The 14,099-nt window shown below is 39.3% G+C and carries 14 protein-coding genes; 13 read left to right on the top strand and 1 reads right to left on the bottom strand.

Annotated features, from left to right (window positions below; all coding sequences use genetic code 11):
- Positions 1 to 77: 77 nt before the first annotated feature.
- The 9 genes from ACZ1GV_RS09980 (at position 78) to ACZ1GV_RS10020 (ending at position 9,423) form a co-directional block, all read left to right on the top strand.
- Entirely contained in the window at positions 78 to 1,028 is a 951-nt protein-coding gene (locus tag ACZ1GV_RS09980; RefSeq protein WP_472674036.1) for a YbgA family protein, read from the top strand.
- Positions 1,028 to 2,464 carry a deoxyribodipyrimidine photo-lyase gene (phrB, locus tag ACZ1GV_RS09985; RefSeq protein WP_472674037.1) on the top strand — a complete coding sequence of 479 codons (1,437 nt, stop codon included), beginning with the start codon at positions 1,028 to 1,030 and terminating at the stop codon, positions 2,462 to 2,464. The genes ACZ1GV_RS09980 and phrB overlap by 1 nt, the downstream gene beginning before the upstream one ends.
- 3 nt (positions 2,465 to 2,467) lie before the next feature.
- Positions 2,468 to 2,947: a nuclear transport factor 2 family protein gene (locus tag ACZ1GV_RS09990; RefSeq protein WP_472674038.1), complete on the top strand. Its 480-nt coding sequence runs from the start codon at positions 2,468 to 2,470 to the stop codon at positions 2,945 to 2,947.
- A gap of 3 nt (positions 2,948 to 2,950) precedes the next feature.
- A complete protein-coding gene (locus tag ACZ1GV_RS09995; RefSeq protein WP_472674039.1) occupies positions 2,951 to 3,697 on the top strand; it encodes an SDR family NAD(P)-dependent oxidoreductase in 747 nt (248 codons plus the stop codon).
- A gap of 19 nt (positions 3,698 to 3,716) precedes the next feature.
- Positions 3,717 to 4,970: an NAD(P)/FAD-dependent oxidoreductase gene (locus tag ACZ1GV_RS10000; RefSeq protein ID WP_472674040.1), complete on the top strand. Its 1,254-nt coding sequence runs from the start codon at positions 3,717 to 3,719 to the stop codon at positions 4,968 to 4,970.
- A gap of 11 nt (positions 4,971 to 4,981) precedes the next feature.
- The gene (locus tag ACZ1GV_RS10005; RefSeq protein WP_472674041.1) at positions 4,982 to 5,770 is read left to right on the top strand and encodes a DUF1365 domain-containing protein; all 789 of its coding nucleotides are present in this window, start codon (positions 4,982 to 4,984) and stop codon (positions 5,768 to 5,770) included.
- Between the two features lie 34 nt (positions 5,771 to 5,804).
- Positions 5,805 to 7,037, top strand: a complete 1,233-nt coding sequence (locus ACZ1GV_RS10010; RefSeq protein WP_472674042.1) for a class I SAM-dependent methyltransferase — start codon at positions 5,805 to 5,807, stop codon at positions 7,035 to 7,037.
- Positions 7,038 to 7,195: 158 nt separating this feature from the next.
- Complete coding sequence (locus ACZ1GV_RS10015; protein WP_472674043.1) at positions 7,196 to 8,065, top strand: mechanosensitive ion channel family protein; 870 nt, start codon at positions 7,196 to 7,198, stop codon at positions 8,063 to 8,065.
- Between the two features lie 2 nt (positions 8,066 to 8,067).
- The gene (locus ACZ1GV_RS10020) at positions 8,068 to 9,423 is read left to right on the top strand and encodes a magnesium transporter (protein WP_472674044.1); all 1,356 of its coding nucleotides are present in this window, start codon (positions 8,068 to 8,070) and stop codon (positions 9,421 to 9,423) included.
- Between the two features lie 30 nt (positions 9,424 to 9,453).
- On the opposite strand, the gene nhaA is transcribed toward ACZ1GV_RS10020, so the two are convergent.
- A complete protein-coding gene (gene nhaA, locus ACZ1GV_RS10025) occupies positions 9,454 to 10,638 on the bottom strand; it encodes a Na+/H+ antiporter NhaA (RefSeq protein ID WP_472674045.1) in 1,185 nt (394 codons plus the stop codon).
- 159 nt (positions 10,639 to 10,797) lie between these two features.
- Between nhaA and purE the strand changes: the two genes are divergently transcribed.
- From purE to rlmF, 4 genes are read left to right on the top strand one after another with little or no spacing between them, the layout of a single operon-like run.
- The gene (gene purE, locus ACZ1GV_RS10030; protein ID WP_472674046.1) at positions 10,798 to 11,283 is read left to right on the top strand and encodes a 5-(carboxyamino)imidazole ribonucleotide mutase; all 486 of its coding nucleotides are present in this window, start codon (positions 10,798 to 10,800) and stop codon (positions 11,281 to 11,283) included.
- Between the two features lie 33 nt (positions 11,284 to 11,316).
- Positions 11,317 to 12,489, top strand: a complete 1,173-nt coding sequence (locus ACZ1GV_RS10035; RefSeq protein WP_472674047.1) for a 5-(carboxyamino)imidazole ribonucleotide synthase — start codon at positions 11,317 to 11,319, stop codon at positions 12,487 to 12,489.
- A gap of 18 nt (positions 12,490 to 12,507) precedes the next feature.
- A complete protein-coding gene (locus ACZ1GV_RS10040; protein ID WP_472674048.1) occupies positions 12,508 to 13,116 on the top strand; it encodes a carbonic anhydrase in 609 nt (202 codons plus the stop codon).
- A 3-nt stretch (positions 13,117 to 13,119) separates the two neighbouring features.
- A complete protein-coding gene (gene rlmF / locus ACZ1GV_RS10045) occupies positions 13,120 to 14,091 on the top strand; it encodes a 23S rRNA (adenine(1618)-N(6))-methyltransferase RlmF (protein ID WP_472674049.1) in 972 nt (323 codons plus the stop codon).
- The last annotated feature ends 8 nt before the right edge of the window (positions 14,092 to 14,099 follow it).

Here is a 14,099-nt window from a genome sequence, read left to right on the forward strand (position 1 = left end):
CCATTGTGATCAATTACAAATCGCGTATCGTAACCTAATATATATGTTACAAATTCATTCAATTTCAAAGGATAAGTATGACCATCACCATTGGATTAAGTGCTTGTTTAGCGGGTCAAGAAGTTCGCTTTGATAAAAGCCACAAAAAATCCAACTTTTGTATGAACGAACTTGCTCGTCACGTCAGCTTCAAAACCTATTGCCCCGAAGTAGCCATTGGTCTTCCAGTTCCCAGGCCGACTATTCGACAAATCAAATACAAAAATGTCATCACAGTAAGCCGCCCAGATAAATCCGGTGATGTAACCAAAGAACTAGCTGAATATGGACAAAGTGTTGCAAAAAAAATTGATGACCTAAGTGGTTTCATTTTTACCGCTAAAAGCCCAAGCTGTGGTATGGAAAGAGTAAAAATTTATCATTATAACGATGACGATAAAGCCATTGGTAGCGAACAGACTGGTATTGGTATGTTTGCTAAACAAATAATGGAGGTCAATCCTGCATTACCATGCGAGGAAAACGGCCGATTAAACGACTCGGCGATTAGAGAAAATTTTGTTCTTAGAGTGTTTGCCTATAACACCTGGCAAGAAATGATGAGCGATGGTTTTACCAAACATAAGCTTATTCAGTTTCATACCAAATACAAATACCTGCTAATGAGTCATAGCCAAAATGCCTACAGAGAACTAGGTCGCTTATTAGGGACTAGCGAAGCGCCAGTGGATGTATTAGCAAAAGAATATATTGTCCTGTTTATGACAGCCTTAAAAACGATTGCGAGTCGTAAATCCCACGCAAATACGTTAAATCATATTCAAGGCTACTTTAGTAAACACCTTACTAAAGAACAAAAAGCTGAACTAACAACACAAATCGCTGATTATCGTGCCGGCCTCATTCCGCTTATGGCGCCTTTAACGCTGCTAAAGCATTATTTAATGATGTATCCAGATGAATACATTGCGAATCAAAAATACCTAGACCCCTACCCTGCAGATTTAAAATTAAGGTACGGTTATTAATGATTTTATATTGGTTAAGAACTGATGTTCGAATAGATGATAACCCCGCTCTTGAAGCAGCAGCGCGATTAGCCGTGGACAAAGATGAACCACTTGTTGCTGCCTTTATCGAAACTCCTGAACAGTGGCAACAACATGATAGATCAGCCATCCAAATTGACTTTTTACAACGACATGTACAACTCATCGCAGACAAACTGAACGAGTTTAATATACCGTTAATATTTAAAACCGCTAAAGACTTTAAACACCAAATTGAGCTGTGTTTAGACATCTGCAAACAACACGATATCACTCATGTTTTTGTAAATAGCGAACTTGAAATTAATGAAGTTGATAGAGATAAAGCATTTGAAGCTCTGTTAAACCAGCAAGATATTGAATTCTCAAGTTACGAAGCCGATGTAGTGTTGCCAAAAGGTCAGGTGCTTAACAAACAGCACGAAATGTATCGCGTATTTACCCCCTTTAAACGAGAGTGGTTATCCGTTGCTATTAATCAAGGTTTTCAGCTTGCCGACTCTAAGCAAGCGCTAACTGACTATTATCAAAGTAAATTAAAGGCACAGTTCAACGAACCTACTAACATTGAGTTTACGGCACAAAAAGTGGACTCCTCACAGTGGCCACTAATTACCAATGTTAAAAATGAATTAATTCCCGATTTTTATGAACGTATTATTGTTCGTTATCCCGATGATAGAGATATTCCGTCAATTGAAGGCACATCAAAACTATCACCATACCTAGCCATTGGAGCACTGAGTGCACGAAGACTGGTATCGCAACTGATACATACAGTGCCAAATATATTAGACAATACGAGTATTCCTGAGTTTTCCTGGCTAAACCAATTAATTTGGCGAGATTTTTATCGTAACTTGCTATTTCATTATCCTAATTTGTGTAAACACAATAACTTTAACAGTAAATACGACGGTTTAGATTGGCCAAACAATGGCTTTTTATTTAAAGCCTGGAAAGAAGGTAAAACAGGATACCCAATTGTCGACGCAGCGATGCGACAACTAGTTCAAACTGGCTGGATGCATAACCGCCTTAGAATGATCGTTGCTAGTTTTTTAACAAAGCACCTTCTTATTGACTGGCGATTAGGCGAACAATTTTTTGCTCAACATTTGATTGATGTAGATTTAGCAAATAATAATGGTGGTTGGCAATGGGCTGCAGGAACCGGCTGTGATGCCCAGCCCTATTTTCGAATTTTTAACCCCATTACCCAAAGCCAACGATTTGATCCAGAGGGAGAATTTCTTCGTAGTTACTTACCAGAATTGAAGAATTTCTCTAACAAAGATATCCACTTTCCACACAAGGCCATAAAAACGGAAAAATTAAAGGTGTACTGGCCTGCGATTGTGGATCACAAAACTGCTAGAGAAAACGCACTAGACTTCTACAAACGCAGTGAGTGACCTATGACAAGCAATGCAGAAAGTATCGACGAGTATGATATGACCGAAAAAGCCCCTGCCCCGCAGTGGCTTACAGATTATGTTGCAACCTATAACATTCTAAACGCGGGCAATCTGCATTTGCTCAGAAATATATATTCAGACAACGCTGTGTTTATTGATCCGTTGAGCCGTGTTGAGGGACTTAAAGCGTTAACAGAATATTTTGAACATCTTTATGTCAACTTAACCTCTTGTCACTTCGAGTTAACAGACTATATCTGCAATGACAACGATGCAGCAATCTATTGGACCATGACAGTGAACCATAAAAAATTAAAATCAGGTAAATCGATTACCCTGGAGGGGCACAGTAAATTAGTTCAAATTGATGGTAAGGTGATATTTCAGCGAGACTATTTTGATGCCGGAGCAATGATTTATGAAAACATCCCCGTTGTTGGCGGTCTGGTTCGTTTTGTTAAATCCAAAGCAGGAGCTTAGTCTATGAACAAACGTATATTAGTAACCGGAGCTACATCGGGCATTGGTCACAGTCTTGTGCAGAGATATTTATCACAAGGTCACTTAGTTTATGCTTGTGGTAGAAATGCGGAAAAGCTAGCAAAGCTTGTGAATGAAACTAAAGAATTAAGCGGTACATTGGTACTTGTTCAATTTGATCAACTAGACGAACAACAAACTAAACTTGCTCTATCAGAAGTAAAGCACCTTGATATTGCCGTGTTAAATGCCGGTGATTGTGAGTATATCGATAATGCAATGGAATTTGATGCCGCGCTGTTTAAACGAGTCATTGACATTAACCTAACCTCCGTTGGTTTCCTTGTCTCACAGTTACTCGGAAAACTCGATACCGATAATAACACCCCACAGTTAGTGTTTGTCGGATCATCTGCCGCTATGGCGCCATTTACCAGAGCAGAAGCCTACGGCGCCTCAAAAGCTGGAATAGGTTACCTTGCTGACTCCCTTTATATTGATCTAAAGCCTCATAACATTGACGTCTCATTAGTCTTGCCAGGCTTCATAAAAACACCATTAACCGATAAAAATGACTTTTCTATGCCATTCCTTCTTACAAGTGAAGAAGCTGCGCAGCGAATCGATGCAGGTATCGAGAAAAGACAGCGACACATAGCGTTTCCAAAGCGTCTTATTTGGAGCTTAAAAATTGCGAATTGGTTACCAGCAACATGGTGGCGATCCATTATGTTAAAAAGCGACCAATAACCACAGGAAGTAGTAAAAAATGAAAAAAGTAGCGATCATAGGTTCAGGAATATCTGGACTGACTAGCGCGTATTTAATAAATCAAAAGCATGATATTAAAGTTTTTGAAGTGAACGATTATATTGGTGGTCATACCGCAACTATCGATTTTCAGTTAGACAACCAAGACTATAGTATAGATACAGGCTTTATCGTGTTTAATGATAAAACTTATCCTAATTTTTTAAAGCTGCTAAAACAAATCAATATCAATAAGCAAGCCACTGAAATGAGCTTTAGCGTGACCAATCCCGTATCTGGTCTGGAATATAATGGTAATAATTTAAATACCCTATTCGCGCAACGATCTAATATCTTTAAACCTAAGTTTTGGTCTCTTATCTCGCAAATACTCAAATTCAATAAGCTTTGTAAAAAGCTATATGACAATAATGACATACCAGAAAAACAAACGTTGGGTGAGTTTTTACAAATAAATTCATTTAACGAGTATTTTAACCAAAATTATATTTTGCCTATGGCTGCTGCTATTTGGTCATCTAGCCTAAATCAAGTTAAACAGTTTGAACTAAGCTTCTTTATTCGATTTTTCTACAACCATGGCTTACTAAACATTCAAGATCGTCCACAATGGTATGTGATTCCAGGTGGGTCACGTAGCTATATCGAGCCATTAATAGCTGAATTTAAAGATAAAATAGAGCTTAATACGCAAATTCTTTCTGTATCAAGAAAAGACAACGGTATAGAACTTGTTTTTGCCAAAGGACGCACTGAGCAATTTGATGAAGTAGTTTTTGCTTGTCATTCTGACCAGGCTCTTGCTCTGCTCTCAGACCCGACAGACGAAGAAAAACGCTTACTGAGCGCGATGCCTTATGTAAATAATGAAGTTGTTTTGCATACCGACATCAAGATGTTGCCGAAACGAGAATTAGCATGGGCGAGCTGGAATTACTTACTTTCCGGCGATGAGAATGCGTTAGCCTCGGTTACCTACAACATGAATATTCTGCAAGGCCTTGATGTTAAACCAACATTCTGTGTTACTTTAAATAAAACTGACGCCATTGAGCCGAGTAAAATTATTAGAAAGTTTAACTACATGCATCCTGTATTCAGTACTGAAAGTCAAAAGGCTCAACTAAAACGAGACACGATTTGTGGAAAAAACAATACCCATTTTGCTGGGGCTTATTGGTATAACGGTTTTCACGAAGACGGCGTGAGAAGTGGTGTTGACGTTGCTCGACGCTTTGATTGCAACTTGTAAGTCCTAACTAAATGTTTACGAAAAGCGGTATTTATCAAGGCACGGTTCGTCACCGTCGTTTTAGTCCAGTAGACCATAAATTTAGCTACAACTTGTATATGTTAGCGATCGATTTGGATGAGACTGATGATGTTTATAAGCAAAGCTGGGTATTAGGACAACGCTGGTTTAACCCGCTTAGAATAAAACAAGGTGACCATTTCAACAGTACCGATGCGTTCAAACAAAACGTGCTCGATAAAGTTAACGAATTACAAAATGTTTGCCCATTAGATATGAGTACGAGAGTCGTAATGGTGACTCAAGCACGTTGTTTTGGACTTTATTTTAGTCCGATCAACTTCTATTTTTGCTACCCGAAAAACAATAATGGCGACGAAACCTGTCGCTACATGTTAGCCGAGGTAAGTAATACACCCTGGAATCAAAAGCACTATTATTTGATCGATTTAGACACGTCTCAACGTAGTGATGGATTAATTAATAAAAAAGTTTTTCATGTGTCGCCTTTTATGCAAATGGATATGGAATATCGCTGGAAAATAACGCCACCTAATAACAATTTATTAGTTCATATAGAGAATTGGCCTTTGCAAAACAGCGCGTTGACAGGTCAAATTGCTAAAGTATTTGATGCAACCGTTGCATTAAAAAAAGTGCCCATGACACATAAGCATCTGATTAAGCTGATCATGACCACACCGGTTATGACAGCCAAGATATTTGCTGGTATTTATTGGCAAGCGATGAAACTGTTTATTAAAAAGGTGCCCTTTATTGGCCACCCTGAAACCAAATAAAGTTTAAGAATAAGAAGTTGAAGAGGAATCAGCAATGGAAAAGTTAGTCACACCAATCAGCGAACCAAGCACAAGCTGGTCTTCTGGTTTATATCAGAAGTTAGTATTCACTGTGCTCGAGCGTATCACTGGCGTTGGCCTTACCATACATGATCCACAACTTCCTGGTGATGGAAACCGTTTCTTTGGTGAAAGCGACGCGGAAATACAGGCTCAATTGAACATCCATGACCAAGGGGTTTATAAATCCTTAGTTTCCGGAGGCAGTATTGCCGCTGCAGAAGCTTTTATTAACAATCAATGGTCTAGCCCAAATTTAACTCGGCTTATCGAAGCGTTTGTGATTTGCCAACAACAACTGGATGAGTTAGAGAGTAATATGTCTTGGCTTACAAAGCTGAAAAATAAATTATTTCACCGTCGAAATAAAAACTCTCAAACAGGATCAAAAGAAAATATCCTCGCCCATTACGACCTAGGCAATGACTTATATACTCGTTTCTTAGATCCAGAAATGATGTATTCATCAGCCATTTACAGTAATGGTGCAACCGATTTAGATGCCGCTCAGTTGAATAAACTCAATTTAATATGCCAACGCTTAGAATTAACCGATAAAGATCACCTTGTTGAAATTGGTACTGGCTGGGGCGGACTGGCTATTTATGCTGCACAACATTATGGTTGTAAAGTCACCACCACGACCATATCGGATGCTCAACATGACTACGCCGAACAACGTATCAAAGCGCTTGGTCTGCAAGATAAAATCACTCTGTTAAAAAGGGACTATCGAGAGCTAACTGGTCAATTTGACAAATTAGTAAGTATTGAAATGATTGAAGCCGTCGGTTTTGAGTTTTACACCGAGTTTTTTAGTAAATGTAATTCACTGTTAAAGCCTGGTGGGAAAATGCTGATACAGGCGATTACCATAGCCGATCAACGATTTGATCATTACCGTACAAATGTAGACTTTATACAGCGCTACATTTTTCCAGGTGGCTGTTTACCAAGCATCGAGTTTATGACCAAGCACCTGCGACAAGACACTGATATGGTGTTGCACGAGCTTCACGATATAGGTCTAGATTACGCAAAAACGTTAAACGAGTGGCGGGTTAGATTTAATAAAAACTGGCAGGATTTGACAGAATTCGGTTTTGACGAACGCTTCAGAAGACTTTGGAATTATTACTTGAGCTATTGTGAAGGCGCGTTTTTACAACGAGCAACAAGCACAGTCCACTTTGTGGCTCGAAAATAGTAACTTCGGCTTATATAATTTCGAAAAGGGCGGCTCGTGGTTGCCCTTTTTTGTTTTGTGCTAAATATTTATCATATATAGCAATTTTTATTTAACCTCGATTCATCTCTCATGCTACGCTTGATATTATTAATATTCATTTACTTTGGGTAAGTTCATTGAGCCTCTTCAACAGCCAACTCTTCTTTAGTTTTTTACTATTCTTAGCCGCTTATTTAGCAAAAATTGGGTTAATAAAACTCATTAATCGAAATTCCTCTGGTCGTTCGGTTAATCGTCGCCTGCATATTAATACGGCCAAAAACGCCATTAATATGGTTTTTATTATCACGTTGTTAATGTTATGGAGTAATGAGCTTCAGAATTTCGCCTTATCAATCGCCGCATTTATCGTTGCTATCGTTTTAGCAACCAGAGAGTTAATTCAATGTTTCATTGGCTTTTTGTATATTAGCAGCACAAATCCATTTCGCGTTGGAGACTGGATTCAAACTAATACACAATTTGGTGAAGTCGCCGAAACCGACTGGGCAAAAGTAACTTTACTAGAGATAAACTCTGAGACTTACGCTTATACAGGTAAAACAATATTTTTACCTAATAACCAGTTGATGACGTTGCCTATTAAAAATATGAATTATATGAAGCGCTATACCAATCATACGTTTTCAATTGTAATTGATGGCATCAAAGCTAACCCGTACAACCTTATACCTAGTTTATTTTCAAAAGCGGAGAGTTACTGCCTTGAGTTTAATGATGTCGCAGAGCGCTACAGTAAATTAATAGAAAACCGACTTGGTGTGCAAATCGCAGGCCCTGCACCAGGACTTAGAGTGCAAACAACGGACATTGGTAAAACCGCTTTTGTATTTTCTATTTTTTGTCCAACTAGCAAAGCGAAAAAAATCGAACAAGCTCTCATCAGTGATTTTTATACCTTGTATTATCAGCAAATCGATAATGTTGAAATACCAACAAGTGAAGTCGCTATTAGTGAACCTGATAACACTTCGAAGGGAGGCTAATAATGCTTAACGTCGAGTCTCGTATAGCGGTGATGAACCAGATTCAAACCGCACTTAAAGCACTAACCGAAGAAGCCCAGCCTTTCGATTTACCAGAGTTATGTCACAGCTTTTCTGAGGACGATTGGGCGTGGATATTAGAAAGTTTAGTTAGTGAACAGCGGATCCTAATTTGGCCATATCTAAAAAATGTTGATACCAGCGCCGTTTTAGCCGCCATGCGAGAAGATGCACGTTTACAATTAGTGTCATCGCTACCCAATAAAAGCGTACATAAAGCACTTGCCAACAGTGATGCGAGTCAAGTCATTGAAGTTCTTGATGTGCTACCGACGAATGTCGCCAAAAAGTTTATTAAAAAACTTTCGCCTGAAACACAAAGCCAAATTCGCGAATCACTTAATTACACAGATGATCAAGTTGGCCGTTATGCCAATCACAATGTATTTACCGTAAATAAAGCGGCGAAGGTTGAAACAATTTTAATTGAGCTAAAAAGTGTTGATTTACCTGAATATACTGACTCATTTTTAGTGATTGATGAAAATAATATATTTATCGGTGAAATTACCGTTAATGAACTGTTTAGTGCAGAACCTAATGACTTAGTTGCAGATATCGCGAAAACAGCGGTCCACATTGTGGATGCTGACTTGCCCTTGCTCGATGCATCCAATTTGTTAAAAAGCACAAAAAAATCGATGTTGCCTGTTGTTACAGAGAATGGCGAACTTCTTGGTCGTTTTGATATTAATGATGCGTTAGAAATATTCCAAGAACATTATGAGGCTCAAATTGCTCACTTAGGCCAAGTAAGCGATGAGGATCTATTTGCTCCTGTCGCATTGAGTGCTCGTAGACGTGCAGTATGGTTAGGGATCAATCTTCTGACAGCATTTATGGCATCGTTTGTAATTGGTGTTTTTGATAAGGTCGTAGCCGAAGTAGTGGCGTTAGCCGTGCTAATGCCTATAGTAGCAAGTATGGGTGGTATAACTGGGAGCCAAACGCTTACATTAACCATAAGAGGCTTAGCAACTGGTCAACTTGGTATTAACAACGTATCGTCACTTAAACGAAAAGAGATTGCTGTCGCTGCGATAAATGGTGTTGCGTGGTCTTTACTGGTGGCTGTTATTACCGGCTACTGGTTTGAGAACATAGCATTATCAATGATCATTGCCGGTGCCTTGATAGTGAACATGTTGGTAGCAGCTCTGTTTGGTATCGTTATCCCAGTAACGCTCGATAAAATGAATATAGACCCAGCACTAGCCGGGTCTGTAATTCTAACAACGGTTACCGATATCGTTGGCTTTTTTGTCTTTTTAGGTGCGGCCTCATTAATATTAATATAACCGTTTGACACCTAACTTTTATAAGTCCCTTTATGGGACTTTTTTAAGCGACTTGTTTAAAACTAAATAACCGACAATACCACTTAAAATTGAGCCGACTATAATACCAAGTCGTTCATCAAATATTAAATCAACGCCGGTTTCTTCAAAGGCTAATGACCCAATAAATAAACTCATCGTAAAGCCTATCCCGCAAAGCGCGGCAGTGCCATATAGCGAAGCCCAACTCATACCTTTAGGTAATTGTGCTAAACCAGCTTTCACGGCTAACCAACATAACCCAAATATACCTATTTGCTTACCGATAAATAAACCCGCAGCGATACCAACGGGAACGGGATGAAGCAACTGTTCTACGCCGACTCCTGTTAAGTTTAATCCCGCATTAGCAAACGCGAACACTGGCAACACAAAAAAGGCCACTACAGAATGTAAGTCATGTTCTAGTTCTTTAACCGGTGAAAAACTTGGGTTTTCCTTACTTCGCATTGGAATAAACATAGCAAGTAGCACACCTGCAAGCGTTGCATGTACGCCCGACTTTAGTGTTGCAATCCACATGATGATACCAATGAAGATATAAGGGCTGTATGACACTACATTTTTTTTATTTAAATACGTTAAAACCGGTATACATAAGGCAACAACAATTAATGCAGTAATCGATATTTTAGAAGTGTAGAAAAACGCAATAATAAGTATTGCACCTATATCATCAAATATAGCGAGTGATGTTAAAAACACTTTTAACGCTACGGGTACTCTCGAACCTAGCAATGTTAGAACACCGAGAGCAAAGGCAATATCAGTTGCGGCGGGAATTGCCCAACCACTCATTGCGGCCTCGTTATCAGCATTAAAGTATATATAAACAAGTGCAGGCACAAGCATGCCACCAATAGCACCAACGCCTGGTAAAATAATATTTCGCTTATCGGATAGTTCACCTTCTATAAGTTCGCGTTTTAGCTCTAAGCCTACTAAGAAGAAAAACACCGCCATCAGGCCATCGTTTATCCAAAGCAATAAAGGCTTGGCTATTTGCAAAGCACCAATGCGGACTTCCACAGGCGTGGATAGCAACATTTCGTAGTAGCTTACTAATGCTGTGTTAGCACATACAATAGCGAGTATAGCCGCTAAAAAAAGCAGTATGCCGCCCGCTGATTCTGTCTTAAAAAATTGCACAATAAAGTTATTATCCACGTTGCTCATTATTTTTTTTATTCTCCCATAAAAAATTACTTCCTAGATAATATACGTAACTTCCTTATTTTTGTATTAATTCAGTAAATCGTTTAATGATATTGCAGTTTAGCTTTGCTAATATGACCTTCAACTTAAAATGCTTTAACTTAGTTTACAGAGAAAAAGATGACTAGAGTTGCAATCGTTATGGGATCCCAGTCTGATGGGCCAACAATGAAACATGCTGCCGACATGTTAGATAAATTTGGCATTAAGTATCATGCCCAAGTTGTTTCCGCCCACCGAACCCCTCACCTGTTACAAGAATTTTCCGAAACCGCTGCAGATAAAGGCATACAAGTTATTATAGCCGGTGCTGGCGGTGCTGCACATTTACCCGGAATGATTGCTGCGTTTACTCATATTCCTGTTTTAGGTGTACCTGTAAAATCCAGCAAACTAAGCGGAGTAGACTCGCTATACTCTATTGTTCAAATGCCAAAGGGCGTCGCAGTTGGTACTTTAGCCATTGGCGAGGCTGGAGCCGCAAATGCAGGTTTATTAGCAGCACAAATAATTGGTCTGAATGATCAAGACGTTACCGATAAAATAAAAGCATTTCGCGCTGAACAAACACAAGATGTATTAAATAATCATAAACTCGATTTCTAAATAATATCAACTATCCCAAATAAGTGAAAATTGATGGTTCCTTCATATTTTAGTAGTGCTACGCAACAAAATGAAAATAATCTAATCGTTATTTTAGGGCATGGTCAACTTGCCAGAATGATGTATTTAGAAGCCTCGCAACTTGGTTTGAATATCATTGCCGTAAATGCCAATACAAAAGAGTGTGTTAACCCGGTTGATAAAAGTATCTTAAACATCACGTTAGACGAAGCTTTTGAACATGCGGCCGTTATTACCTCGGAGTTTGAGCACTTGCCTTTGGATTTGCTAAAAAAGGCAGAGTTAAGCGGGAAATTTTTACCGAACGAAAAAGCCATCCAAGCCGGCGCTGATAGAATCGTAGAAAAAAGACTTTTAGACTCTGTAAATGTTCGACATTGCCAAAACGTCGTTATTTCTAACTTTGAAGATTTTGATAGAGCGCAAAATGAATTAGGCCCGCGAATTATATTAAAAACAAGTCGCGATGGTTATGATGGCTATGGCCAATGGCGTATTTTTTCAGAGCAAGACCTAGTAGACGTTAAAGCGCAGCTTAAAGAACATAATTTTGAAAAAATGCCACTAGTCGCTGAACGTTGTATAAACTTTGAACGAGAGTTATCGCTTATTGGCGTTACCGATAAAAATGGCAACCACAAGTTTTACCCGTTAACCGAAAACCATCATGCAGACGGTCAGTTAGTTTTATCTATCGCACCTGCGCCTAAGGTTACACTAGAGCTAGAGCAATTAGCTCAAAACATTTATAAAAAAATATCCGAGAAACTCGACTATTGTGGCGTGTTAGCGATTGAGTTTTTTCAAGTCCGCGACGAATTAATTGTCAATGAAATCGCTCCAAGAGTTCACAACTCAGGCCATTGGACCCAACAAGGCTCTGTAACGAGTCAGTTCGAAAATCATATTCGTGCTGTTGCTGGCTACCCTCTGGGGGAAACACAAGTCACGGCGTCAGTTGCCATGATAAATTACGTCGGCCATGGCAAACCGAAAGCAGACCTGTTTACAGTGCCAAATACTCACCTTCACTGGTACGATAAACAAGTAAGGCCAAAACGTAAGATGGGTCATATAAATGTTACCGGCGCAACGCCTGAGCAAATGTTAGCTCGAGTGAATACCGTCAAAAACTTTTTACCTGATGCGCTTGCGAAAAATTTGGCTCCGATTATCGATATTTAAGCTAAGGTATTTTTATTAATGGAAAAGTTGCTTGCTGGCCTGAAGAAGTTTCAAACAGAAGTATACCCGCAACATCAGAAGAAGTTTGAAGCGCTAGCACAAAGCCAAGACCCTGACGTTTTGTTTATTACTTGCTCAGACTCACGTATAGACCCAAATTTAATCACTCAGTCTGAGCCCGGCGAGCTTTTCATATGCCGAAATGCAGGAAATATAATTCCGCCTCATTCCCATGAAACTGGTGGCATGACAGCATCGATTGAATATGCAGTATCTGTACTTAAGGTCAAACACATCATTATATGCGGGCACAGCTCTTGTGGCGCCATGAAAGCTGCAATGAGACCATTAAGTGTTAAGCGACTGCCGCACGTAAAAGTTTGGTTAGACCATTGCAGAGCTGCGAAAGAGGCTGTTCAGCAACAATACGACCATTTAGGTGATGAGCATCTCGATGAAGTTACCAAACAAAATATTATATTGCAGATGAATCATCTGAAAACTCACCCTGCTGTATTTTCGAAATTACATACACAAGACATTCAAGTTCATGGTTGGATGTACGACATCAAAACCGGAAACGTAGAAATATATGATGAAAAACAAACTCGATTTATTACTGTTTAATATATGAACACTAAAACCACCCCGACTTTACACCCGCGAAATCGTCATCAAGCGATTGATGGCGTAGCTTACCAATTTGATGACTTAGTTCAGGCAAACCCAGATTTATCCAGTCATATCATCGAGCGAAATAATGGCCACAAAACGATAGACTTTGCCGATCAGACTGCAGTAAGAGAACTCAACCGCTCTTTACTTCTTGCTTATTATGGCGTGCATTTTTGGCAAATCCCTGAACAGGTTCTGTGCCCGCCAGTTCCAGGTCGAGCTGACTACGTTCATCATCTAGCTGATTTATTGGCGAGTAGTAATAATGGTGTGATCCCAAGCGGCAAAAAAGTTAAAGGCCTAGATGTAGGTACAGGCGCAAACTTAATCTATCCAATCATTGGTCGTCATGAATACCAATGGTCTTTTGTTGGTTCAGAGTTAAATCCCTTATCATTTGACTGCGCCACTACGTTAGTGAAAAGTAACCCGAGTTTAAAGTCCCACGTAAAAGTAAAAAGACAAACCAAGCCTGAATATATTTTTGAGGGCATAGTTCAACCAGAACAAACGTTTACATTTACTATGTGTAATCCGCCATTTCATCGTTCAGCTCAAGAAGCCTCGGCGGCCAATACGCAAAAAGTTGAGAATTTAGCTAAGTCTAAATCCCTACCAGCTCAAGCGACTCAGTCTCTCAACTTTGGTGGACAAAACAGTGAGTTATGGTGCGACGGTGGAGAAATTGAATTCGTATGTAAAATGATTAGGGAAAGTATTCAGATCCGTCAGCAAGTGTTATGGTTTTCAAGTTTAGTCTCTAAAAAAGACAGTCTCAAAGTGATCGAGTCAGAACTCAAAAAATCAAATGTTCAGGAATACAGAATTATAGACATGGGCCAAGGGCATAAAATTAGCCGTTTTGTCGCATGGACATTTATTCCTACTAAAGAGCATTCAATTTGGTTTGATCATAAAGCCCAATAGAGGTCCAC

It is taken from the genome of Psychrosphaera sp. HA2-10 (genome assembly GCF_055693745.1).